The organism is Micromonospora pallida (assembly GCF_900090325.1).
Taxonomy (GTDB): Bacteria; Actinomycetota; Actinomycetes; order Mycobacteriales; family Micromonosporaceae; genus Micromonospora; species Micromonospora pallida.
In genome coordinates, this window is the sequence record NZ_FMHW01000002.1 from 2,141,774 (window position 1) to 2,167,083 (window position 25,310).

General features: G+C 73.3%; 13 protein-coding genes. 7 read left to right on the forward strand and 6 right to left on the reverse strand.

The window, feature by feature from the left end; translation table 11 throughout:
• Positions 1-155: 155 nt before the first annotated feature.
• Genes GA0074692_RS09410 through GA0074692_RS09420 form a run of 3 tightly spaced genes read right to left on the reverse strand, consistent with a single transcriptional unit; the run spans position 156 to position 16,962 of the window.
• Positions 156-1,724, reverse strand: a complete 1,569-nt coding sequence (locus tag GA0074692_RS09410; protein WP_091641897.1) for a condensation domain-containing protein — start codon at positions 1,722-1,724, stop codon at positions 156-158.
• Positions 1,721-15,616, reverse strand: coding sequence for a non-ribosomal peptide synthetase/type I polyketide synthase (locus tag GA0074692_RS09415; protein WP_245730646.1), 13,896 nt, complete (start codon positions 15,614-15,616; stop codon positions 1,721-1,723). The genes GA0074692_RS09410 and GA0074692_RS09415 overlap by 4 nt, the downstream gene beginning before the upstream one ends.
• Before the next feature lie 2 nt (positions 15,617-15,618).
• Positions 15,619-16,962 (reverse strand): MFS transporter, encoded by a 1,344-nt coding sequence (locus GA0074692_RS09420; RefSeq protein WP_091641904.1) that lies wholly within the window; start codon positions 16,960-16,962, stop codon positions 15,619-15,621.
• Between the two features lie 313 nt (positions 16,963-17,275).
• On the opposite strand from GA0074692_RS09420, the gene GA0074692_RS09425 reads away from it, so the two are divergent.
• The 6 genes from GA0074692_RS09425 to GA0074692_RS09450 all read left to right on the forward strand — a co-directional run bounded on the left by GA0074692_RS09425 (position 17,276) and on the right by GA0074692_RS09450 (position 22,665).
• Positions 17,276-17,578: a DUF6403 family protein gene (locus tag GA0074692_RS09425; RefSeq protein ID WP_091641908.1), complete on the forward strand. Its 303-nt coding sequence runs from the start codon at positions 17,276-17,278 to the stop codon at positions 17,576-17,578.
• Positions 17,571-18,938: a hypothetical protein gene (locus GA0074692_RS09430; protein WP_091641912.1), complete on the forward strand. Its 1,368-nt coding sequence runs from the start codon at positions 17,571-17,573 to the stop codon at positions 18,936-18,938. Before GA0074692_RS09425 ends, GA0074692_RS09430 begins: the two co-directional genes overlap by 8 nt.
• Positions 18,935-19,894 (forward strand): hypothetical protein, encoded by a 960-nt coding sequence (locus GA0074692_RS09435; protein ID WP_091641915.1) that lies wholly within the window; start codon positions 18,935-18,937, stop codon positions 19,892-19,894. The genes GA0074692_RS09430 and GA0074692_RS09435 overlap by 4 nt, the downstream gene beginning before the upstream one ends.
• Before the next feature lie 113 nt (positions 19,895-20,007).
• Positions 20,008-20,715, forward strand: a complete 708-nt coding sequence (locus GA0074692_RS09440; protein ID WP_091641918.1) for a carbonic anhydrase — start codon at positions 20,008-20,010, stop codon at positions 20,713-20,715.
• Positions 20,716-20,964: 249 nt separating this feature from the next.
• Positions 20,965-22,065 carry an alpha/beta hydrolase-fold protein gene (locus GA0074692_RS09445; protein WP_091641922.1) on the forward strand — a complete coding sequence of 367 codons (1,101 nt, stop codon included), beginning with the start codon at positions 20,965-20,967 and terminating at the stop codon, positions 22,063-22,065.
• Between the two features lie 141 nt (positions 22,066-22,206).
• Positions 22,207-22,665: an NUDIX hydrolase gene (locus tag GA0074692_RS09450; RefSeq protein ID WP_091641926.1), complete on the forward strand. Its 459-nt coding sequence runs from the start codon at positions 22,207-22,209 to the stop codon at positions 22,663-22,665.
• 86 nt (positions 22,666-22,751) lie between these two features.
• On the opposite strand, the gene GA0074692_RS09455 is transcribed toward GA0074692_RS09450, so the two are convergent.
• Positions 22,752-23,483, reverse strand: coding sequence for a VOC family protein (locus GA0074692_RS09455; protein WP_091641931.1), 732 nt, complete (start codon positions 23,481-23,483; stop codon positions 22,752-22,754).
• Positions 23,484-23,662: 179 nt separating this feature from the next.
• Here GA0074692_RS09455 and GA0074692_RS09460 point away from each other — a divergent pair, with 179 nt between their 5' ends.
• Positions 23,663-24,049, forward strand: coding sequence for a DUF6210 family protein (locus GA0074692_RS09460; protein WP_141725206.1), 387 nt, complete (start codon positions 23,663-23,665; stop codon positions 24,047-24,049).
• A gap of 56 nt (positions 24,050-24,105) precedes the next feature.
• Here GA0074692_RS09460 and GA0074692_RS09465 read toward each other — a convergent pair whose 3' ends face one another.
• Positions 24,106-24,303 carry a DUF397 domain-containing protein gene (locus tag GA0074692_RS09465; RefSeq protein ID WP_091641937.1) on the reverse strand — a complete coding sequence of 66 codons (198 nt, stop codon included), beginning with the start codon at positions 24,301-24,303 and terminating at the stop codon, positions 24,106-24,108.
• The gene (locus GA0074692_RS09470) at positions 24,300-25,199 is read right to left on the reverse strand and encodes a helix-turn-helix domain-containing protein (RefSeq protein ID WP_091641940.1); all 900 of its coding nucleotides are present in this window, start codon (positions 25,197-25,199) and stop codon (positions 24,300-24,302) included. Before GA0074692_RS09470 ends, GA0074692_RS09465 begins: the two co-directional genes overlap by 4 nt.
• Positions 25,200-25,310 lie beyond the last annotated feature (111 nt).

Below are 25,310 nucleotides of genomic sequence, written 5' to 3' on the forward strand. Positions count from 1 at the left end.
CGGAGATGGTCCGTACGAGCACAATCCGCCCCTACAGGAACGGGAGAAACCGGACGTTCCCGCAACGTCGCTGAACAGGCCGGCGGGCAGGCCGGTCGCGCGGTCCGCGCGCAGCTTGCGGATCTCGGTGAGTATCGACTCCAGGATTCCGGCGGTCAGGTGGTCCCGGCGTCGTCGGTGCTGGGCAGCGGGACGTCCGGTGCGGCCAGTAACTGGAGCAGCAGCCGGTGGTACCGGTCGAGCCAGTCGACGAGGGTGTCGGCGTCGAGCCGGGTCGCCGCGTACTCGACGTGCACCCACATCCCGCCCTCCGGCAGCGGGCGCAGCGACCAGGTCAGCTCGCCCCGACTGCCGGCCAGCACGACGTCCCGAGCGAGGGCCGGTTCCAGGCCGGGCAGGCGCAGCACCGGGTCGGGCAGGTCGAGCAGGTCGAAGTAGACCCGGGTCGGCGGGTGGGTGAACGCCGGGCCGAGCGCCGCGACCTGCACGACCGAGGGCACCGCCTGCCGGGCCAGCATCTGCCAGACCACCCCGGAGGTCCGCCGGGCCAGATCGTCGAAGGACGCCACCCCGGCCACCGGGACGATCACCAGGGCCGCCTGGGCGAAGACCCCCACCACCCGGTCGAACCGGGCATCGGTGCGGTTGGCCACCGAGGCGATCAGGTTGATGACCGGCGCACCGGTCATGTCGTGCATCAGCCAGACGAAGGCGGCGGCGTACACGGCGTACGGGGTGACACCGCGACTCATGGCGTACGTTGCCACCGCCTCGGCCAGCTCGGCGGGGATGGTGTGGCGGAGCACCCCGCCGGGGTCGGTGACGCCCGGGGCGGCCGGCCGGTCCGTGGGCAGCCGGAACGGGACGGTGCCGGCGGGCAGTCCGTCGAACCACTCCCGCAGCATCCGCTGGGTCTCCGGTCGGGCCAGGTACTCCGCCTCCCACCGGCAGAAGTCGGCGTACTCGGCGGGCAGCGGCGGCAGGTCGGCGGGGCGGCCGGTGACCGCCGCCTGGTAGAACTCCGCCAGATCGTCCAGGAGTGGCTGGACCGACCAGCCGTCGACGAAGGCGTGGTGGATGGCGAGGGCCAGTTCGTGCCGGTCAGGGTCCGGGCCGGCCGGCCCGTCCGTCGGCTGGAACAGCGCCGCCCGAAACGCCGGCTCCCGATCCAGGGCGAACGGGATCGACGCCCACTCCCGGATTGCGCGGTCGAGCTGGTCGGTGGGGACCGTCCGCACCGGCAGCGGCACCGGCCGGGGCTCGAGCACCTGCTGACAGAGCCCGTCGTCCCGAACCGCGAAGCGGGTCCGCAGGACCGCGTGCCGGACGGCCAGGTCGGTGACCGACCGACGCAGCGCCGCCCGGTCCAGCGGACCACGCAGCTCCAGCCGGAGGGCGACGGTCAGCACCTGCGGGAAGTCGGTCTCCTGGGCGATCTGGAACTGCCGGGCCTGACCGACGCTGGCCGGCGCGGTGACCAGCACCCGACGGCCGCCCCCGTCGCCGTCGGGGACGACCTCCGTGGTCCCGGCGACGTCACCGCTGGGGCGAAGTCGGGCCAGCAGCGCCGGCTTGAGCCGCCGCATCGTCGCGAGCAGGTCCGCGTCGAGCGCGTCGGCGGGCGCGTCGTAGTCGAGCTGCTCCCCGCGTACGGTGAGCCGCACCTCCCGGCGGCGCAGCTCGTCCAGCAGGTCGTCGACCTGGGGTGAGTCGGTCGTGGTCACAGGGTCCCCCGGATCCGTCCCGGCCGGTCGGCGTCCACCGACTCCGGCCACGCCTCACGCAACCGCCGGGCCATCCCGCGTACCGTGGGCTCGCGCAGGAAGTCCAGCACCTCGATGCTCCCGCCGGTCTCCGCGCGGACCCGGTTGAGCAGCCGCATCGCGGTCAGCGACGTGCCGCCCAGCGCGAAGAACGTGGTCTCCACGCCGAGGGCCGGCAGGCCCAGCTCGGCGCACCAGAGGTCGTGCAGCCGGTGTTCCAGGTCGTCGGTGGGTGGGGTGCCGTCTCCGGCCCACGCCACCGCCGTCCGGTCCGGTTCGGGCAGCGCGGCCCGGTCGATCTTGCCGCTGTCCGTGGTGGGCAGCTCCGGCAGGAGCGTCCAGGCGGTCGGCACCAGGTAGTCGGGCAGGTGGGCGGTGAGCCGACGGGCCAGGTCGGCCGGGTCGACCCCGGCCCGGTCGGGGACGACGTACCCGGCGAGGTAGTGGCCCCCCTCGGGGTCGCGCCAGCCGCGTACCGCCGCGTCCCGTACCCCGTCGAGCCGGCGCAGGTGGTGCTCGGCCTCGCCGGGCTCCACCCGGAAGCCCCGGATCTGCACCTGGGCGTCGGCCCGGCGCAGGAACTCCAGTTGCCCGTCCGGTCGCCACCGGAGCACGTCGCCGGTGCGGAACACCGGCCCGTACTCGGGATGGTGCAGGAACCGGGCCGCCGTCTCCTCCGGCAGCCCCAGGTAGCCCCGGCCCAACTGCCGGCCGCCGAGGTACGCCTCCCCGGGTACGCCGACCGGGGTGGGCCGGCCGTCGTCGTCGAGCACCCGGATCCAGGTGCCGGGCACCGGCTGGCCGATCGACGGCAGCTCGTCGGCGGGGGCGCTGCCGTCGAGGTGGACCCAGGTGGAGACCACGGTCGCCTCGGTCGGGCCGTACACGTTGGTGAGGGTGAACGACGCCTCCGGCGGCGCGCCCCGACGCAGCCGGTCACCGCCGACGACGAGGTGCCGCAGCGCCGGGCGGGGCCCGTCGGACCAGTCCAGGTCGAGCAGCAGTTCCCCGACCGGGGTGGGGAAGAAGGCCACGGTGATGGCGGTGTCGACCAGCCAGTCCCGCAGCCGCTCCGGGTCGAGACGGACGTCGTCGGGGACCACGTGCAGGGTGGCTCCCCCGCGCAGCGCCGGCCACACCTCGATGCAGGAGGCGTCGAAGCCGGGGCTACAGAACCAGCTCAGCCGGTCGTGGGCGGTGATGTCGAGGTCCCGGGTGTACCAGGCGACGGTGTTGCTGATCGCCCGGTGCGGGATGACGCAGCCCTTGGGCCGTCCGGTGGAGCCGGAGGTGAACAGCACGTACGCCGGGTCGTCCAGTCCGACCGTCACCGGGTGACCGCCACCGTGGTCACCGGGGTCGTCGACGGTGAGCCGGTCCAGGTGCAGGGTCGCGGCGGCCCCGGGCAGTGGGGGCAGCGTGGAGCGGGACACCACCGCACGCAACGCGCCCTGGTCGACGATGTCGGCCAGCCGGGCGGTGGGCTGCTCGGGTGCCAGCGGGACGTAAGCCGCCCCGGCGCCCAGCACGCCGAGCATCGCGGCGACCGCGTCGGCGCTGCGGGGCAGGTGGACCCCGACGAGGTCGCCGGGGCCGACGCCGGTGGCCCGCAGGGCGGCGGTCACCGACGCGGCGCGGCGGCTCAGCTCCGGCCCGGTCAGCCGCCCGTCCGGGTCGAACACGGTGGCCCGGTCCGGACGCAGCAGGGCGGGCAGCGGCGCGTCCGCACCGGCGGCCGGCGGTCCGCCGTCCTGCCACGGCAGGTCCGTCGTGGACGCACCGGTCGGGGCGGCCGGTCGGCGGTGGCCGTTCGCGCCGGCCGGGACCGGGTCTTCGCCGCGCGGGCCGGCGTCGAGGTCAGGACGGTCCCCGCTGCTCGGGCCGGTGCCGGGCTCGAGGCGGTCGCCGTCGACGGGCGGCACGGTCAGCGGTTCGTCCGGCTGGTCCGTGCCGGTCCGCAGCACCGCCGCCAGCCGGTCGAGGACACGACGCGCGGTGCCCGGGTCGAACAGCTCGGTGGCGTAGTTGAGCTGGCAGCGCAGCGTGTCCCCGAGGTCGGTGACGAAGAGGGTGAGGTCGAACGGCGCGCGGCGCACGGCCACGTCCAGCAGGGTGGTCCGGACCCCGGGCAGGTCGAACGCGAAGGCCGGCTGGTTGTCGTACTCGATGACCACGTCGAACAGCGGGTGCCGGCCGGGCTCGGGGTCGACGCCCAGGGCCCGCGCGACACGGCCGGCCGGTACATCGCCGTGGTCATGCGCGTCGAGCAGTGCGGCGCGGGCTGCCCGGACGACGTCGCCGAAGGTCGCGTCGGAGTCCACCGACAGGAGCAGCGGCAGCGTGGCGACGAAGAGTCCGACGGCGTCCTGCGCGGCGGCGGGACGGTGCGCGACCGGCGTGCCGAGCAGCACGTCGGGTTGGCGGCCGTCGCCGGTGAGGACCGTCGCGAACCCGGCCAGCAGCACCATGAACGGGGTGGCCCGGTACCGCCGGCCGACCTCGCGCACCGCCCGGGTGAGGTCCGCGTCGAGCACCAGCCCGGCGACCGCGCCGGTTCCGCTGGGGGTCGCCGGGCGGGGCCGGTCGGTGGGCAGTCCGATGCCGGGTCGGCCCGACCCGAGCCGGTCCCGCCAGTACGCCAGCTGCGCGTCGACCAGCTCCGGGGACGGCTCGTCGGTGGGGATCGGCCAGGGCGGGGGTGCCGGCAGTTCGGCCGGGCGGCCGGCCAGCGCGGCCCGGTAGCCGGCGGCCACCTCCCGGGCGAGCACCTGGGCGGAGAGGGTGTCGATGACCAGGTGGTGCATGCGGAGCACGAGCAGGTGCACCTCGTCGACCACCCGGACCAGCCGGGGGGCGAACAGCGGGCCGGCGGCCAGGTCGAAGACGTGTCGGGTCTCCTCGTCGGCGAGCCGCTCGGCGAGGGTGGCGACGTCCTGGCCGGCCGCGTCGTGCACCGGCAGGTCGACCGGGCCGGGCGGCTGGGCCACCAGGCGCGGCTCGCCGTCGACCTCACCGACGGTGGACCGCAGCGCCGGGTGCCGCCGCACCACGAGGGTCAGCGCGGCCCGCAGGGCGGCCACGTCGAGCGGACCGTCCAGGCGGACCACCTGGGACTCGGTGTAGGTGGGACGGCCGGGCAGCACCCGCTCGGCGAACCAAATCTCCCGTTGCGCCTCGGTCAGCGCGGTGGCGTCGGCGGTCGACGCCCCGGCCGGGTGGCCGGTGGTCGCCGTCGCGGCCGTCTTGTCCGATCCCGGTGCGGCGGCCGGGTCGGTTGCCGCCGGTACGGCGGTGGCGTCGGCAGCCGGTTCCGCCGGGCCGCGCAGCAGCATGCGCAGCCGGTCGACGCCGGGCAGACCGGCCAGCATCCGGTTCGGGGAGAGGCCGAAGTCGACGAAGCAGCCGATCTCGTCCACGCCCAGTCCGGTGAGGCGTTCCACCAGTGGTCGGGCCTCCTCCGGGCTGCCGATCAGCGCCCGGTCGGCGGTGTAGCGGTCGTAGGCACGCCGGAGGAGGTAGTCGAGATCCTCCGGGGTGGTGGACTCCAGGTCGATGGAGAAGCCGAGGCTGTTCGTCACCTGCCCGAAGAGGGCCAGGGACGACCGCAGGTAGTCGCAGAACGGGCCGAACGCCTCCTCGCGGGCCCGGTCACCGTCCGCGCCGAGGTAGGTGTGCAGCAACAGCACGACCCGTCCGGCATCGGGGTCCAGGCCGTGCTCGGTGCGGGTGGCCCGGTAGAGGGCGATGTTGCGGGCCAGTTGCGCGACGTCCTGGGACATCAGGTTGGTGATGACGCCGAGTCCGGCCGCCGCCGCCCGGCGGTAGCTGTCCGGGTTGCCGACGACGGCGGTGAACAGTGGCGGCATCGGCTGGACGGGGGCCGGGAAGAGCCGCACCTCGACGGGTTCGCCGTTGCCGGCGGTACGGGTGACCGCCTCCCCGCGCCAGAGCTGGCGGAACTGGTCGAGGGACTCGTACATCGCCTCCCGGTGGCGGCCGTACGTCTGCGGGGCGAGCACGAAGTCGCGGGCGTGCCAGCCGCTGGCGCAGCCGATCCCCACCCGTCCCCGGGAGAGGTTGTCCACCACCGACCACTCCTCGGCGACCCGGATCGGGTCGTGCAGCGGCAGCACCACACAGCCGGCGTTGACGCGTACCCGGCTGGTGCGGGCGGCGACGGCGGCGGCCAGCACGGACGGGTTGGGGAAGATACCGCCGAACGAGTCGAAGTGCCGTTCGGGCAGCCACACCGCGTACAGGCCGTGGGTGTCGGCGAAGGTCGCCGCGTCGAGCACCGCGTCGTAGCGGTCCTGGACGTCGGCCTGCGGGTAGTCGCCGAAGAAGTACAGACTGACGTCGACCCGCCCCGACCGGGTGCCTCCGGTGGCCGGGGTCGCGTGCCCCTCGGCGTCGGGCCTCGGCACGGCCACCGTCGCCGAGGGCACCACGGCGACCGGCGCGGCGGGTGCCCCCGCGACCGGCGCGGGGACGGACGGGGTGGCCGGGGGGCTGGTCGGCACCCACGGCGGGGGCGGGGCCGGGACCGGTCCGGTGGTCGAGCGGGGGGCCGCGCCGGGCAGGAACCCACCGGCCCGCAGGTCGAGCAGGCAACTGCGGACGGCGTCGACGATCCGGTCGGCGTCGGCGTCGGTGTGCGCGTCGGAGAGGAAGAAGTTCCGCCACTCCCAGACGTGCACCCCGGCCAGCACCAGGTGGTGGAAGAGCAGGTCCAGGTTGACCTCGGAGGCGAACCGGAACATCGACCCGAAGCGGTGCACCCGCAGCGGGAAGTCCTCTGCGGCGCAGAACGCGTTGACGGCCGCGGCGAGTCGTTCGGTGCGCCGGTTCAGCCCGTCCTGCAAGGCCGGTCCCCGCTGGCGCAGTTCGGTCAGGACGGCCCGGGCCGCGACCATCGACAGCGGGTGCTGGATGTAGGTGCCGCCGAAGAACGTGGTGTCCTGCGGCGGGGCGCTGTCGTCGCCGTACTGCCAGAAGCCGCCGTCGACCCAGTCCATGATGTCGGCGCGCCCGGCGACCGCGCCGATCGGGTACCCACCGCCGAGCACCTTGCCGTACGTGGCGAGGTCGGCGTAGACGCCGAAGACGCCCTGCGCTCCCCGCACGTGGGGGCGGAGCCCGGTGAGCATCTCGTCGAAGAGCAGGACCATGCCGTGGCGGTCGCAGGCGGCCCGCAGCGCGCGGAGGAACTCCGCCGGCTGCCGGTCCGGGTACCGGCTCTGCACCGGTTCGACCACCACGGCGGCGATCCGGCCGGCGGCCCGCTCGATCGCCGCCAGGCTGCGCGGGTCGTCGTACGGCAGGACCATGACGTCGGCCGTCGCCGAGTCCGGAATGCCGGCGGAGATCGGCACGGTGCGCCAACTGTCGCCGTCGGGCACCCCACGGCCCAGCACCGGGTCGATGTGACCGTGGTACGCCCCGGCGAACATGACGACCAGCGGGCGGCCGGTGAACGCGCGGGCCAGCCGGAACGCCGCCGAGTTGGCCTCGGTGCCGGTGGCGGCGAAGGCGACCCGGTCCATCCCGGTCAGGTCGCAGAGCAGTTCGGCGGCCTCACCGGTCTCCGGGCCCCGGGGACCGAGCCGCAGCCCGCCGTCGAGGTGCTCGGCGATGGCGCGGGTGAGGAACTCCGGCTCGTGGCCGAAGAGCAGAGCCCCGAAGCCCATGGTGATGTCGACGTAGTTGTTGCCGTCGACGTCCTCGAGGTAGGCGCCCCGGGCCCGACGGGCGGCCAGCGGGTACAGCATCTCCTTGGTGGCTCGCCGGAAGCCGACCACGGCCCGGGTGTCGGCCAGCCGCCGCCGGTGCCGCTGGGCGAGCGCCTTGGAGGTCGGCGTCCGCTCGGTGTAGCGGCGGACCAGGTCGGCGAAGTGCGCCTGCTGCCGGGGATCGAGGCGACCGCCGCCCAGCCCGGCGCCGACCCGGATGGGTCGCGGGCCGACCTGGGCCGGCTCGGTGGCCGTGGACAGCGCGGACGTCGACGTCGGGGCGGCACCCGCAGCCCCCGGGGTGACGGCGGCCGGCGTGGCGGGCTGTGGCGCGCCCGTCGCGGTCGGCGTGGCCGGCCCCGGTACGCCAGCCACGACCGGCCCGGCGAGTCCTGGCACGGTCGTCGCGGCCGGTGCCGACGTCCCAGCCGGGATCGCCGGTACGGACGACGCCGTGGCGGATGGCGACGGGACGGCGGCCAGCGCGGACAGTTGGCGGGCCATCAGGTCGGTGAACTGCCCTATCAGCGCGAGCTGGCCCCGGAGCAGCTCGTTGGTGGCGGGGTCACCGGTCAGGGGCACACCGGCCAGAGGCAGGCCGGGCACGGCCGGCGGGACGGCATTCAGCGGCACCGGACCACCGGATGGCGGGACGATGCCCAGCGGCGCCGGACCACTATCTGGCGGAACCACGGTAGGCACGGCGGGCAGGGGCGGCACCGGGGGCACCACGGCGGGGGCGACCGGCGTCCCGGGGACGGCTGGCACGGAACCGGGCGTCGTCGCCGCAGCGTCGACGGTCGCCGGGACGGCCGGAGCCACGCCGACGGTGGCCGGGACGGCTGAAGCCGTGTGACCGGCCGCCGGGAAGTCGACGGACGTCGGTGGGACGTCGGCGGCGGGGGCGCCCAACGCGGCCAGTCGCTCCGGTGCCGCCCGCTCGACGATCGCCGCCGTCAGTCGGCTCGGACTGTCGAGTTCCTCGAACAGTTCCCGCATGGGGACCCGGATACCGAAGGTCGTCTCCAGCTCCCGCAACAGGTTGATCATCAGCAGCGAGTCGGCGCCGAGGTCGAAGAAGGGCGTCTCCTCCGGCACCCGGTCCACGTCGGCGCCGAGCTGGGCGGCGGTCAGTTCCCGGACCCGGCGCAGGACGAGCGCGGTGGGGTCGGATGCCGGGGTGGCGGCCGGGGACATGGCAGGACCTCCTGCGACCGGGTGGTCGGACGGGACGGGCGGCGTCGGGCGGGGCACGGACACCCAGTGCCGGGTCCGCTGGAACGGGTAGGTGGGCAGGGGCACGCGGCGGCCGGTGGGGGCCAGTGCCGCCCAGTCGACCTCCACACCCCGGCAGAACAGCTCGGCCAGTGCCGCCGTCACCTCGGCCTCCCGCTCGGCGCGCCCGCGCCGGACCGGGATCCACCGGGTCTGCGGCCACTGCCGCCCGAGCATGGTGAGCAGCGCCTCCGGGCCCAGCTCCACGAAGGTGGTGCACCCGTCGGCGACCAGTCCGGCGACGCCCGCGCCGAAGTCCGACCGTTCGCGGGTCTGCCGGCGTACGTGCCCGGCGTCCGGCCGGGTGCCGGGTGCCAGGCGCGCGCCGCCGAGCCCGGTGACCAGCGGGATCCGCAGCGGTCGCCAGTCGAGCGTGGCGGCGTGGGCGGTGAGGTCGTCGAGGACCGGATCCAGCAGGGCAGAGTGGAACGCCCGGTCGATCGGCAGCGGCCGGTGCCGGAGGCCAGCCTCGTCGAGCCGTCGGCCGAACCGGCGCACCGCTGACGGCGGTCCCGCCACCACGTGCCGCCGTGGCCCGTTGGTGACGGTCAGATCGATCTCCGGTGCCCGGCGCAGCAGCGGGGCCAACTCGGCCTCGTCGGCCAGCACGGCGAGCGCCGCCCCCGGCGGGGTGCCGCGTTGCATCAGCTCGCCGCGCACCGCGGCCAGGTGCAGGCCGTCCTCGACGGAGAGCGCGCCGGCCAGGCAGAGGGCGGCGTACTCCCCCGCGCTCTGCCCGATCACCACGTCGGGGCGGACGCCGACCGACTCCAGCAGCCGGGCCTGCGCGACCTGGAGGGCGAACAGGGCCGGCTGCACGGTGGCGGTGGTCCACTCGTGCGCCGCTCCGCGCAGCGCGGCCAGCAGGTCGGTGCCCCAGTCCTGCCGGTACCGCGCGGCGCAGCTCTCCAGCACCTCGCGGGCCGGGTCGTACGCCAGCAGGCCGGCCGCCGCCGCGCGCAGGTTCACCCCCTGCCCGGTGCAGGCGAACACGACCGGTCCCGGGCCGCCGTCGGGAACCGAGCCCGTGACGAAGCCGCCCGATTCGCCCGCCTCGGCCGGCCGGTTCCGCAGTGCCGTCGCCGCCTCGCCGGGGCCGGCGGCCCACGTCACCAGCCGGTGCCGGCGGCGCTGTCGGCCGGCGCCGAGCGTGACCAGCACGTCCTCGGGGCGCGGCGGGTCGGTGGCGAGCCGGTCGGCTGTCCGCTCGGCGAGAGCGGCCAGCGCGTCGGGCGTCTGCGCGGTCAACGGCACGACGGTGGGCGCGCCCGACGCGGGGTCCGCTGCCGGCGCGGGTACGGCTGGCGTATGGTCGACCGCCGGCGCGAGGTGGGCGTCCGGCGCGAGGTTGACCGGCGCGGGCGGCACCGAGTCCGCAGCCGGCGCGGCCGGGGGTTCCTCCAGGATCACGTGGGCGTTGGTGCCGCCGACGCCGAGGGACGAGACCCCGGCCCGGCGGGGACCGGGCAGCGGCCACGGACGGACGGCCGTGGGCAGCTCGAACGGGCCGTCGGCCAGGCCCAGTTCCGGGTTCGGTCGGCGCAGGTTGGCCACCGGTGGGATTCGGCCGTCCCGGACCGCCATCGTGGCCTTGATCAGCCCGGCCATCCCAGCGGCGGTGTCCAGGTGGCCGATGTTGGCCTTCACGGCGCCCAGCGGCAATGGCGTGTCGCGGTCGGCGAAGACCGTCCGCAGGGCCGCCATCTCGATCGGGTCACCGACCCGGGTGCCGGTGCCGTGCGTCTCCAGGTAGCCGATCGACGCGGCGGGCACGCCCGCCGTCGCCAGCGCGTCCCGGATCACCCCGGCGTGGCCGTCCGCCGTCGGAGCGGTGTAGCCGGTCTTGGCCGCCCCGTCGTTGTTGACCGCCGAGCCGAGGATCACCGCGTGCACGGTGTCCCCGTCGGCGAGCGCGTCGTCGAGGCGCTTCAGTAGGACGGCCGCGACCCCATTGCCGCCGACCGTGCCGTCGGCGTCGGCGTCGAAGGACCGGCAGACCCCGGTACGGGACAGGATCGAGCCCTCCGCGTGCCGGTAGCCGGCCACCCGGGGCACGTGCACTGCGGCGGCACCGGCCAACGCCAAATCGGACTCCCCGGCCAGCAGCGACCGCGCCGCCAGGTGCACCGCGACCAGCGAGGTGGAGCAGGCCGTCTGCACGCTCATCGCCGGGCCGGTCAGCCCCAGCCGGTACGCCACCCGGGTGGCCAGGAAGTCGGCCTGGTTGCCGATGGTCACCTGCAACGCGGTGAGGTGGTCGACCGGGTCGGTGCCGGACAGTTGCTCCAGCAGGTAGGAGCGCAGCGAGTACAGGTGCATGCCGGAGCCGGCGAAGACCCCGACCCGGCGCGGTGTGCCGGCGTACCCGGCGTGCTCCAGCGCCTCCTGGCAGACCTCCAGGAACAGCCGCTGCTGCGGATCGGTCAGCGCCGCCTCGCGCGGCGCGATGCCGAACGCCTCGGCGTCGAAGCTCTCGATGTCCGCGAGCGCGCCGCTGACCGGCACGAACGTCTCGTCGTCGACAAGGGCGGCGGGCCAGCCGGCGGCGAGCAGCTCGGCCCGGTCGAAGCGGCGTACGTCGACCTGCCCGGCGAGCAGGTTGCGCCAGTAACCTGCGGCGGTGTCCGCGCCGGGGAAGCGCAGCGCCATGCCGACGATCGCGATCCGCCCGTCGCCCGCGACCCGGGCGCCGGCCGCGCTGGCAGTGTGCGACGCGGAACCGGCCAGCAGGTCCACCAGGTACGCCACCAGCGCGGTCGGCGTGCCGTGGGTGAACAGGGCGGTCTGCGGGAACCGTGCGTCGAGTGCCTGTTGCAGCAGGGTGTGCAGGCGCAGCAGGCGTACCGAGTCGAGGCCGACGTCGTGGAACGCCGTACGTTCCTCGAACCCGGCCGGCAGGGCCTGGCGCAGCACCTCCCGGACGGTGCGGGCGACGGTCAGCGGATCCCGACCCGGGGTACCCGTCCCGGCCGGCCGGGGCCCGGGTGCCACCGGCACCGGGGCGGCGAGCGGGGCCGCGGCAGGCGGTGGCACGACGGGGCGTGGCGCGACGGGGGCGACCGTCGTGGGCGGGCCGGCCGGCATCGGCCGGTGCTCCGGGATGCCGGGCGGTGCCGGGTCCGGCAGGCTCTCCGGAGCCGGTGGGTCCTCAGGTGCCACGAGGGCGGGGGTGCCGAACGCGTCCACCGGGTCCGGCGCGGAGACGCCAACCGCGTCCACCGGGTCCGGCGCGGGCGCGGCGACCGCCTCCAGTGGCCGGACCGGCCGCACCAGGTGCCGGACGCGCGCCGCGTCCGGGTCGACGCCGGCGAACAGCTGCCCCGGTGCCAGGCGCACCGCCACCCGGGCCAGCGCGAGCCCCTCGGTGGCGGAGAGGGTCCGCAGGTGTCGCCGGGTGGCCTGCTCGACGCCGGCCCGGTCGGCGCTCATCCCGACGCCACGCCACATCCCCCAGCTCACGCACTGCACCGGTCGGTCGGCACCAAGGTGCGCGCAGAGCGCCTCGAGGAAGGCGTTGCCGGCCGCGTAGCCGCCGGTGCCGACCACCGGCACCAGCGCCAGCAGGGAGGAGAACGCCACCAGGCGGCTGCCGGGCCGGTGCCGCAGCAGCCGGGCCACCTGCACCGAACCGTCCACTTTGGCCGCTGCCTCGGCCCGCCACCGCCGGGGGTCGATCTCGGTCAGCGGGGCCTGCCGGTAGTCACCGGCGAGGTGCAGCACTCCGTCCAGCGGCGCCCGCCACCACCGTTCGGCGGCGTCGACGGCGGCCCACAGGGCGGGGCCGTCGGTGACGTCGGCGGTGGCGTACCGCACCCGTCCGGTGCCGCCGGCCAGGTCCGCCACGCCGGCGGAGACCTGGTCCGCCGGCGTCCGGCCGACCACGAGCAGGTGCAGGTCGAGTTCGGTGGCGAGCCGGCCCAGGACGGCCCGGGACACGCCGCCGAGGCCGCCGGTGACGAGCCAATGGGTGCCGGCCGGGACCACCGGCCCGTCGGCGGTGGCAGGGCCGGTGCGCTCCCGCGCGACGTCGTCCGCCTCGACCCGCCGCAGGGTACGTACGAGCGGCACGTCCCGCCAGGCCACGACGCTCTCCCGGTGCCGCCAGCCGGTGGCCGCCGCGAGGACGGCGGCGTCGGTGGGCAGGTGCCGGCCGGGCAGGTCCAGGTGCCAGGTGCGGATCTCCGGGTGCTCGACGCCGAAGGTCTCGCCGAGGCTGGCGGCAAGCGCGGCCGGGTAGCAGCCGGACTCGTCGCCCCGGATCCGGTACAGGCCCTGACTGACGGTCAGCACAGTGCCCGTCCAGCCGGCGTCGGCGAGCGTGCGCAGCAGGCGGAGGGTGCCGGTGCCGCACGCCTCGACGGCGGCGTCGACGGCCGACGCGTCGTCCGGGTCGGGGGTCGGCAGGTAGCTCGGCGCGAAGACGACCAGCGCGGGCACCCGGCCCGGTACGGCCAACGCGTCACGCAGCGTGCTCGGGTCGCCGGCCGGTCGGCCCGGCCCACTCCCGTCGTCCGCGGCGGGTTCGTCGACGATCACCACGTCGGGCAGCACGTCGTGCAGGGCCACAGCGAGTCCGAGCCGGTCGGTGACCACGAGCACCGGTCCGGGCGGCGGGTCGGCGGGCATCACCCGGGGGGACCAGTCCGGGCGGTAGAGGCAGTCGGGGACGGTGTCGGGGCCGCTCTCCAGCACGTCGGCCCGGCGTTCGCCGGCGACGTACCCGCCGTCGAGCAGGCGGGTCCGCATGCTGCTGCGCTGGATCTTGCCGCTGGTGGTCTTCTCGAACCTGTCCCGGGGCACCGGCACTAGGCGGGCCGTGGCGATCTGGAGCCGGTCGGCCAGGTGACGACGGATCCGGGTCAGCAGGGCGGCGTCCGGGTCTCCTTCGGCGACGAAGAGCACCACGATCTGCTCGGTGCCCTCGGTGTCCGGCGCGCCGACCGCCGCGACGAAGCTCGCCGCGACGCCGTCCACGTCGCCCACCACGTCCTCGATGTCGTGGCAGAAGTAGTGGACGCCGTTGACGATGATGACCTCTTTGCCGCGTCCGGTGATGGTGAGCCGGCCGTCGGTGAGGTACGCGAGGTCGCCGGTGTCGAACCAGTCCCCGTCGGGGAAGGCGGCCCGGTTGGCCTCGTCGTTGCTGAGGTACCCGGGGGTCACCCGGTCGGAGCGGAGCTGGAGCCGGCCGATGTGCCGCTCGGGCAGGGCGGTGGTGCCGTCCGGGCCGGTGATCCGCAGTTGGGTGCCGGGGGTCGGGGCGCCCATGCTGAGGAACCCGGTGACGCCGGGGCCCAGGGCGTCCCGCAGGGTGACCCGGATGCCGTCGGCGGCGACCTCCACGTACTGCACGGCCGAGTCGTCGGCGGGCTGGTAGCTGGCCACCGTGCTGGTCTCGGCCATTCCCCAGGCGAGCAGCATGGTGTCCGGCTCGATGCCGAAGCCGCGCATGTCGGCCAGGAACCGTCGGACCACCGGCACGGTGCACTGCTCACCGGCGTTGACCAGGCTCCGGACGTGCCGCAGGTCCCACCTACGCTCGGGTCGGGTCCGCAGCGCCTCGGAGACGAGCTTGTACCCGAAGTTCGGGGACCAACTGTGCTGGATCACGTGGCGTTCCAGCAGGTCGAGCCAGAGCAGCGGGTCGGCGAGCACCAGGGCGGTGGTGACGTTGGTGGTGCCGCAGCCGAGCACCACCGGGCCGATGTGCATCGTGACGACCCCGGCGACGTGGTCCAGCGGCAGCCAGTTGAGCACCTCGTCGCCGGGGCGCATCCGGCCGACCTGCCGCGCGGCGTGGGCGTAGCCGACGATGCCCCGGTGGGTCATCGGGATGATCTTCGACCGGCTGGTGCTGCCCGAGGAGAGCTGGAGCATCGCCACGTCACCGGGTTTCGGCCGGTGCAGTTCGGCGGCAGGCGGGTGGTCGCGGCAGTCGGCGACGTCGAGCACCCGCATCCCGTCGAGGCCGTGGCGGTCCGCGTAGCTGGCCAGGGCGGCGACGGTGCCGTCGCCGGAGAGGACCGGGGGTCCGTCGAGGCCGCGCCAGGCGTGCTCCAGTTTGTCCAGCGTGGCGTTACGGTCGGTGTAGCCGGGGGCCTGGGCGACCGCCACGGCGTGCAGACCGCCGATCAGGCAGGCCCACAGCGCGACGCAGTGGTCCAGCAGGGACGGCATGTGCAGGATCACCGGGTCACCGACGGTCAGGCCGGCCGCGCGCAGCCCGGTCAGCGTCCGCCGGGCGGCGACGAGCAGGTCGGGGTACGGCAGCAGCCGGGTCCCGTCCTCCTCGACGACCCGCAGGCCCCGGTTCGGCCACCGCTCGGCGGTACGCAGCAGCGCCTCCGGCAGCGTCGTCGGGTCGTCCGGGTGGGTGACCAACGCGGGAGCGTCCGCGATCGCGGGCGGGCCGACCGGGGGCAGGAAGTCCGGGGGCGGAGAGTCCGGGGCGCTGGTGGGGGACACCGGGGCGGACGTCGTCGCCCAGCGGGAGGGCAGTTCGATCAGGTCGGCCAGGTGTCGCCGGGCGTCCGACGGTGCGGGTGCCGGCCGTACCGGGGCCCCGACGGTGCCGGCCACCGGCAGCGTCGCCAGCGCGGCGGCGTCCGGGGTGCCGTCGGCGGCGCGGGGAATGCCGGAGACCACGGCCACGGTCAGTGGCGCCGTGGACGGCTCCCGCAGAGTCAGCGCGACCGCCTCGGCCGTGCGCCGGGCCCGGATCGGCGACACCGTGGCGGCGGGCACGACGTAGGCGACCCGGCGGACGCGTCCGTCCCGGTCGGCCCGGTCGAGCACGGCGACCTCGGTGATCTCGGCGCGGTCGGTGAACGCCCGCGTCACCTCGTCCACGGTCAACGTCCCTTCTCCTCGGCCGGGGTCGTCACGGCGACCGGACCCGCCGGCCCGGTGTCCGCGACCGCAGTGCCGCCGCCGGTGGCGACGGTGGGTCTCTGGGACCGGCGACGCAGCGCGCCGGCCAGCGCGACGGCGAGGGCCAGGACGACCACCGTGCCGTGCATGGTCGCCGCCACCGGCAGGGGCCGCCACAGTTCGAGCAGGCCGGCGGCGACCAGCATGCCCACGCCCAGCCCGCCGTTCTCGGCCATCGCGGTCGCCCCGAAGTAGTAGCCGCGCTGCGGGTCCGGCTCGGCCTGGAGCCGGGTGGTGTAGCTGATCTCGGTGAAGCCGTCCGCCGCCCCCGCGACCAGCGCCACCGCGAAGACCCAGTAGCCGGGCAGGTCGGCGAAGGCCAGGACGAAGGCCGCCGACATGACGCAGGTGCCGACGATGAAGGCCAGTTCGCTGCGGCGCGGGTCGTCCAGCCCCGGCCCCCGCCGGCTGAGCTGTTTGACGATCTGGTGGGCGGTGAGCAGGCCGACGGCCCAGACAGCGAAGAAGTTACCCACGAAGGCGGCCGGGTCGTCCGGGCGGATCTGCGTCGCGTAGATCGGCAGGCCGACGTTGTGGGAGGCGGAGCCGAGCGCGTCGGCGGCGCGGACCACCACGATGACCAGGATGGCCGGCGCGGCCAGCAGCGCGGCGAACGCCAGCCGACGCTGCCGCCGGGACTCCGGACGATCGCCGGTGGCGGGTGCGGCCGGTTCGGCCCGGCGGTTCGGGAACGGCAGCGGCAACACGGCCAGTAGCAGGCCGGAGAAGAGGAACGTCCCCGCGTCGACCAGGAACGCCGCCTGGTAACCCCACCAGCCGACCAGCAGGCCACCGGCGGCGAAGCCGAGCGTCATCGCGACCGCCCGACCGGTGACCAGCAGCCCGTTGGCGGTCACCCGGTCGGTGTCGGACACCAGGTCGGGCACGCTGCTGCGCAGCAGGACCGAGGAGGTGGTGCCGAGCAGTCCGCCGACCACCGCGACGACCGGGAGCAGGCCGAGGCGTACCGAGGTGGGGGCGACTGCCAGCGCGACCAGCGCGGCGGCCTGGGTCAGGTCGCAGGCGACGAGCATCGGGCGGCGCGGCAGTCGCGCGGCCACGGTGCCGCCGGCCAGGCCGGCAAGGAAGCCGGCGCCCAGCCGCAGGGCCATGAAGGCGCCGGTCTGCAGGGCGCTGCCGGTCGCCTGGTAGACGAACAGGTTGAGCGCCACCATGTTCAGGTAGCTGCCGAACGCCGAGACCGAGGAGCCGACCACGAGCACCCGGAACAGGCCCAGTCGACGGGACGCGCGGACCTCCGGCATCAGGCGTACCACCCGGTGGGTGACGGCCGGCGGGCAGCCGTGGTGCGGCGGAGAGACTCCACGTGATCCATCCCGTCTCGGCCCGACGAACAGCACTGACGCCCGTCGATCATACGGACCCGCCCAGTCTGCCGAAAACGATCAGCCGTCGCCAACAGAGCCCGGTGGGTAACTTTCCGTCACCAGCATTGGGCAGCGCGCGGTAACCGGTTCGGGACGCTGCGTCCAGCATGGATCAGTTTGCCTTGATCAGCCACACTCGCCCGGTGCGCTCCTGTCACATCCCTCGAGCCGTACCGGGAGTGGGCTGGTCATGTGGTTGATCTGGTTGGGCGGTGGCGTGCTGCTGGTCGCGGCGGGCGCCGCGACCACACTGGTGCCCCGCTGGCGCACGCGCCAGCAGGAACGACGGATCGCCTGGTCGGCGGCCCGGGCGGCGATCGACAGCGCGGCGGTCAGCCGGGACGCGGCACCGCGTCGGGTAGCCGAGGCGGAGCGGCTGATGAGCCAGGCCGAACTGGTCGCCGCCGACCACGGCGGGGTGGACGCGGCCCGGCTGGCGGCCCGGTACGCCCAACAGGCCGACCGGCTGTGGCGGGCGGGCCACGATGACTGAGCGCAGCACGCGCCACCGCCTCGAACAGGTGCGCTGGGTGTTCCTCGGGGTGGCCGTGCTGGTCCTCGTGGTCTTCCTGCTCGCCCAGCGGCAGAGCGTCGACGTCAGCTACGGCCGCTCCCCCGCCTCGGCGGCGGTGCCGGAGGGGTCGGCCGGGGAGCTGTCCGACGCCACCGTCCCGTCGACGGCCGAGATGACGGCGATGGTGGCCGCCGCGCCAGTGGTACGGCTACCCGGGTCGGTGGCGTACTGGGACGAGCAGCGGGTCCGCGAGGTGATCGACGACCGGGACGTCCGCATCATCGTCGCGCCGCCCGGCCTCGACAAGGCCGAACGCGAACGGGTGTGGGACGTGGAGGACGTGACGGTCCGGGTGCTGGGCCTCGAGGTGAGCGGGGGCCTGTACCAGGCCAGCGCCGACGACCTGACCGGGTGGCGCGCCCAGTTCGCCACCGGGGACGTGACGAACCTGCTGGTGACGCTGATCGCCACGCTGGGCAAGGAACCGACGCCGCCGGACACCGACGCACTGCGCTGGCGCGACCCGGACGCGGCCGAACTCGCCGAGGTCACCGCCGACCTGCGCGCCACCGGGCTGCACGTGGCCCAGGGCGCGACGCTGAGCGCCGTACCGGACAGGACGGCGGCCACGGCCTTCCCGGACGGCGACGCGCTGTACGTCGCCCTGCCCCGGCAACGGCAGGGCGAGCCCGTCGCCCGGTACGGACCCGCGCTGACCGGGATCTTCCCGGACCGGCCCATCGTGGTGCTGTACGGCGCCTGGATCGAGTACCACGGTCCGCACGGCGAGGAGTTCGCCGAGGTGACCGGGGCGAGCTTCTACGGCCAGTTCGCCGACCGGCTCAGCCGGTACGACTATCCGCAGAACAACGTGCTCTCCGCGTACCTGGCCCGGGTGACCGACGTGCGGTACACGGGGCTGTTCGACCGGCCGCTGCCGTATCGGCCGGTGGACCCGCTGCGGGTGGCCCTGCCGGCCCTGCCCTGGCTCTTCGCGGGTTGTGTCGTGGTGTTCCTCGCCCTCTCCGCGCGGTCGCTGTGGCGCGGCGTCGGCCGGGCCGGGACGGTGGTGGGCCGGCCGGGCACGACGGCGCGACTGGCCGGGCTGACCGCGTTGGCCGTGGAGATGTCCCTGCTGACCGACCGGCGCAGCGACCCCGGGCTGACCCGGGGCGTGACGAAGCTCCAGGCGGCCCGGTCGGCGCTCGACGAGGGACTGCCGGACCAGCACGTCCACGCTCTGCTGGCCGACGCCGAGGCCGAACTGGACGACACCGCCCGCGCCATGGGCGTCGCCGGCTACCGGCCGGCGCTCTACCTGCGGGAGCGGCTCGCATGACGGACCGGAAGCGGGCGCGGTTGTTCGGGACCCCGTTCGGCCTGGCCTCGCTGGGCTGCCTGGTGCTGGCCGGCTGGGCACTGTGGACCGGCGGGATCCTGGATGGTCCGATCGCCCGGGACGTCCGCGCGTCCTCGGTCTACGTCGCCCCCGGCGTCGAGCTGGACGAGGCGGCGGCGGAACGGATCATCGGCAACCGCCGGCTGGTCGTGTTGCTGCTGGAGCCCGGTGCCGACGGGAGCGACGCCTGCGACGCGGTCCGGCGGGCCGCCGACGGCACGGTGGTACTGATACTCAGCCGCGACGGCGACGACTACGACCGGTACGGCTGCGCACTGCTGCCCGACCGTGACGACGAGAACTTCGGCCGGGCGTTCGTCGCCGAGACGGTGATCGGCAGCGGCGTCGACGGGTTCGTCGACCGGCCCCTGGAGGCCCTCAAGGTCGTCACGGTCAACTACGACCGGCTGGTGAAGGCCGGCACGGTCCCCGACGGCACCCGGACCATCAGCCCGTCGCTGCCCCGCTACCTGGTCGCGGCGGCGGCGGTGTTGGCCGTACTCGCCGGCTCGACCCTGGTCTACGCAGCAGGGCGGCGGGCCGGCCGGCTCACGGCGGCTCGCCGGAGCCTGCGGGACGCCGCCGACGACAGCCGCAGCGCGCTGAGCGCGGCGACGGCCGTCCTGGCGCAACAGATCATCGACCTCGACCAGCGGTACGCCCGGATGAAGCCTACGGCCATCGCCGGCGACGCCGACCACAAGGCGTTCGTCCGGGAGTATCCCCAGCTCGTCACCGACTACACCGGACTGCTGGACGCCGTCGCGACAACGGGCGACCGGGACGAGGCAGACCTGACGGAGGTCGCCGGACGAGTGGCGGAACTGAGCCGACAGGCCGCGAAGTTGGCCCGGCTGGCGGAGACGGCCCAGATGGCACGGCCAGCCGGTTCCTGAGCCACCTACGTTCCTGGCGCTGCCCGGCATGGGGAGCGGTCAGAAAGGGGACACAGTGGATCACACCCTGGTGGTAGAAAGCAGGCGAGTGCCTCACCTCCCAGGAGATCATCGTGAACCACAACCCTGTGTCCCGTCGGTCGCTGCTGGCCACCGGCGGAGCTGCCGCCGTCGCGCTCGGCGTCACCGCGGCTGCCGGGCCGGCGACGGCCGCTCCGACCCAGCCGCCCGTCGTCACCCCGGCCGAGGCGTGGCGCCGGCTGCAGCACGGCAACCACCGGTTCTACACCGGGCACGCCCGGCACCCGCACCAGAGCCTCGCGGACCTGCGTCGCCTCGCCGCCGGCCAGCACCCGTTCGCCATCACCCTCGGCTGCGCCGACTCCCGGGTCGCCCCCGAGGTGCTGTTCGACCAGGGCCTCGGTGACCTGTTCGACAACCGGGTGGCCGGGAACATCGTCGACGACCTGCTGTTGGGCAGCATCGAGTTCGCCGTGGAGGAGTTCCACAGCCCGCTGATCGTGGTGCTCGGGCACGAGCGGTGCGGGGCGATCACCGCCACCATCGACGCCATCCGCACCGGTGGGACCGCCCCCGGTCACATCGGCACCATCGTCGACGCGCTGCGGCCGATCGTGGAGCCGGTGCTCGGGCAGCCCGGGGACGCCGTCGACAACGGCGTACGCGCCAACGTCCGCGCCCAGGTCCAGGCGCTGACCGAGCGGAGCGAAATCATCGCCGAGGGCGTGCACGCGGGCACGCTGAAGGTGGTCGGCGCCCGGTACGACCTGGACACCGGCCAGGTCACGCTGGTGAACTGACCCGTCGCATCGTCCGGTGGTCCGCTCCGCCACGCCGAAGCGGACCACCGCCGTCTTCGCCGGTTGTCGTGGGCGCGGCCACCGCGTCAGCGGCGACCTCAGGGCAGGAGCGGGCTGGCCTGGGCGTATGGACGCTGGTGACAACCAACAGCAAGCCATGGATACTCGTCGATCAGACCGCCATCCCGATCGAACAGCGAGGTCCAGGAGATGCCAGTTCAACCGAAGAGGACCCGTCTTTATTCAGCGATGCTGATAGCACTCCTGTTCGTGTTGGCCGCATGGTCGCAGCCAAGCGCGGCCGCGGTTCAGCCAGTCAAGATCCATGTCCACTATGACACGGGCTGGGGAAACTCACTGACCATTCGCGGCAGCGCGGCACCACTGAGCTGGACCACCGGCACGGCGATGACCTGGACCAGTGGCAATGTGTGGGTCTGGGAGGCGCCGTCCACTCTGCAGAGTTTTGAGTTCAAGCTGCTCATCAACGACACAAAATGGTCAACCGGTAGCAACTACAAGGTCACGACCACAAGCCCACGCTCTATCCATGTCTACCCGTTCTTCGGTGCCGCGCAGGGCAGGATGGCCAGCATCGCGAACTTCTTCTCACCACAGCTCAACAATTACCGAAACATAATTCTCTACTTGCCACCGAGCTACAGCGAGAATGCCGCAAAGCGGTATCCCGTGATGTACATGCATGACGGCCAGAATCTGTTCAACGCCCAAACGGCGTTCGGTGGGGTCGAATGGCAGGTTGACGAGACACTCAACCGCCTGATCGGCCAGGGGACGGTCCGCGAGACGATCGTGGTCGGGATCTACAACACGGCCAACCGCATGAGCGAATACACGCCAAGCGTCGATCCCCAGTACGGTGGCGGCAATGCGAACGCCTACCTTGATTTCATCCAGCAGACACTCAAGCCGTATATCAACGCCAATTACCGCACCCTCACCGCCACGCAGGACACCATGATGATGGGCTCGTCGCTGGGCGGCCTGCTCAGCTGCTATGCCGGCTGGACCCGCAACACGGTCTACGGGGGTGTGGGCTGCATGTCGAGCAGCTTCTGGTGGGACGGGGAGGAATTCACCCGCACCGTCGAGGCCCACCAGGGCAAAAAGGGTGGGCGCTTCTACATGGACGCCGGAGGCAACAACGATGGAGCGACTCAGACCGCTCGTTTCCGCGATGCGATGCTCGCAGACGGCTACACAAGCGGCTCCGACCTGATGCACGTCTACGATCCCAGCGGTTCGCACAACGAGTCGTCCTGGGCCCGCCGGCTACCCGTGCCGCTGGAATTCCTGCTGCCAGTGCGGCTGGAGATTCGCACGCAATGACCACGCGTTGACCCAACGCCTTCAGCCGGTCGCGTAGGCTCCACCCCTGCTCGGTGGACTCCGGCCGACACGCTGCAGAGCGCGACGAAGAGCAGGCATCATTCCCGTAACTGATGATCTTGGAACGGCGAGGGGCTGCGGTTGCCGGACTACATCAGATGGCTGCGACAGCAGGTCGGCCAGGCACCGGTCTTCCTGAACTTTGCCGGTGCCTGTGTGCTGCACCACGACCAGGTGCTGCTACAACGCCGCAGTGACGACGGCTGTTGGGGACTGCCAGGTGGCGCCCTGGAACTCGGCGAATCAGCCGAGGAGGCGGCGGTACGGGAAGTCGCCGAAGAGACCGGCCTGGAGGTGCAGGTCGACGGCCTGTTGGGTGTGTACACCAAGTACCGACACGTCTACCCGAACGGCGACGTCACGCAGCCGATCACGGTGTTCTTCCGCTGCTCCGTCTCCGGAGGCCAACTGACCGAAGGCGGCAGCGAAACCCAGGAACTGCGCTTCTTCGCGTTGTCCGCCCTACCGCCGCTGGGCCACCAACAGCACACCGACGCGCTCGAGGACCTACGGGCAGGCCGAACCGGCGTCTACCGATAGCCGATGCGCCACGATCAGCGGCCTGTGCCGCCTCACGCTCTCGCGGGAACGCTTGGCGGCCTGTCAGGCCGCCAAGCGTTCCAGGATCAGGCTGGGGTGAGGAGGCAGAACTCGTTGCCTTCCGGGTCGGCCATGACCGTCCACGGGACATCGCTCTCGCCCAGGTCGATGGCGGTGGCGCCGAGAGCCCGCAGCCTGGCCGCCTCGGCCTCCATGTCGTCACCCGGGTACGGGCGGACGTCGAGATGGACGCGGTTCCACACGGTCTTCACGTCGGGTGTGCGGAGGAACTGCAGGTAGGGGCCGACGCCCTTGGCGGAGCGCAGTACCGCGTTGTGGTCGGTCACCTTGAGCACGGTCCAGTCCGTGGCCTCGCCCCAGAAGCGGGCCATGACTCGCGGATCCGCGCAGTCGACCACCACCGTGGCGATCGGTCCGGTCTCCTGGTAGAGCGAGTCCAGCACGCAGAACTCGTTGCCTTCCGGGTCGGCCATGACCGTCCACGAGACGTCGCCCTGGCCCACGTCGGCGAGGGTCGCGCCGAGATCCTTCAGGCGCGCGACCACCTCCGCCTGATGAGCTGGCGAGTTGGTGGCGAGGTCGACGTGCACGCGGTTCTTCACCGTCTTGGGTTCCGGAGAGGCGATGAGGTCGACGCAGACGGCGACGGGGTCGGGGTAGACGAAGCCCTCGGGTTCGAGGTTGGTCACGCCGGGCGCCTCGCTGGAGATTCCCCAGCCGAGCGCCTCCGCCCAGAAACCGCCCAGCGCGGAGTCGTCCCGAGCCTTCATGTTGATCTGCACAAGCCGCGTTGCCATGCCGGCGATGCTAAACGACCTGCTCGGGCCGGCCGGTAGCCGGTCGGGCCACGAGGCAGCGCGTGCGGCCAGGGACGCGTGCGACAGACCCTCGTTGAATGTCGTTAGACGCTTGACGGGTTACCGGGAAGACTGGTCCCATGAGCTCGCGGCGGTTCGTCTCCCTGGACCCTGATGGGATGACCGGCGGATGGCTCTACGTGGTCGTGGAGGCCCAGACTGGTGTGCTCTACCAGCACCAGTACGGCGGCACGGCGTGTCGACAGGGACAGGTGGAGGGCTTCCTCGTTCCGATAGCAGGCGCCGACGCCTTGGACGCACTACGCCAGTTGTTCGAGAAGGACCTCAGTGGCGCCGGTACGTGGAACTATTCGTGGCCGGACGAGGAGCGGATCCGGCTCCGCCAGATCATCGGTGGTATCTCTTACTGGGCATGCGATGGACACAGCGAGGAACTGCACGCCCTGCGGCTGGACGAAAGCCGGATCCGCGAGGCCGACGAGGCATGGATACCGGTAATCACCCCGGACGGCCCTGGAGTACTCGTCTGGTTCAACTCGGACTAAACAGGGCGCTGACCGCCTTCGACACAGACCCTAGGGCCAGCAGGCAGCGCATGCGGTCAGGAACGCGGAGCCGTGCCCGTCTTGAGCGCGCCCAGGAAGCTGGTCCACGCGCCGCCGTCGAAGGCGAGGGCCGGACCGCTGCGGTCCTTGGAGTCCCGCACGCCGACGTTTCCGCCAGCGAACCGAACCTCGACGCAGGCCGCGTTACTCGCGCTGCGGGAGGACTTGAACCAGTCACGGTGAGGAGTGCTCATGCCATCTCCTTGGCGATCCGCCGGATGAGATCCAGTGAGTCCCCCGAGCCTAACGCCCGCTCCTGCGTCTCCGCGAAGGTCACCACGTAGTCCGCGACGCGCGTCGACTGGTCGATGATGTCGCTGGAGGTCAGCACCTCCTGCCAGACCAGTTCGGGCAGCCGGGGTGACGGGAAGGAGAGGATCTCAAAGGGACCACCGAGCGCGGGATGCGCCCCGGCGGTGAAGGGCACGACCCGGATCTCGATCTGCTCCGGTCGCTCGGTCACCAACCCGGCAAGATACTCAAGCTGGGCACGCATCACCGCTGGTCCGCCGACCTGCTGACGCAGCGCGCCTTCGCTGACGACAGCGGTCAGCCGCATCGACCGGTCGGCCTTCAACCGCTCCTGGCGGGCCATCCGCACGGCGATGCGCCGGTCCATCTCCGTCAACCGGACGTAGGTGTTCCCACCCCGGATGACGGCGCGGGCGTACTCCTCGGTCTGCAACAGCCCGTCCACCAGTTCGCTGTGATAGGTGCGGACGTGGTCGGCTCCGGCCTCGTAGCCAAGAAAGCGCAGGAACTCGGCGGGGAAGAGCTGGGAATACTGGTGCCACCAGGCACGACGCATGGCAGCGACCCGCAGTTCCTCCAGCTCGGCAGCGTCGGCCGCCTCGATCTCGTAGATCTTGATGAGCTGGGCCAACCGGTCGGCCGGCAGCTTGACCCGTCCCGCTTCCACACCGGACACGTACGCCTGGGTGATGCCGCTGGCCCGCGCGGCGGCCACCGCCGTCATGCCCAACTCATCCCTTCGCTCGCGCAGTCGCAGGCCAAGCTCCCACGCCTGCACCGTGGGCGATAGGGCGACGCTTCTCGATGGCTCGCGGGAACTTGCCGACTTGCCCCTCATGCCAACTCTCCAACCACTAACCACAGAACGTGTCGAACACGCTACTCAATGAAACCCGGTCAAGCCAAGGGGTTGATATAACCACAACATTGCTCGACTCTGTAACCGACA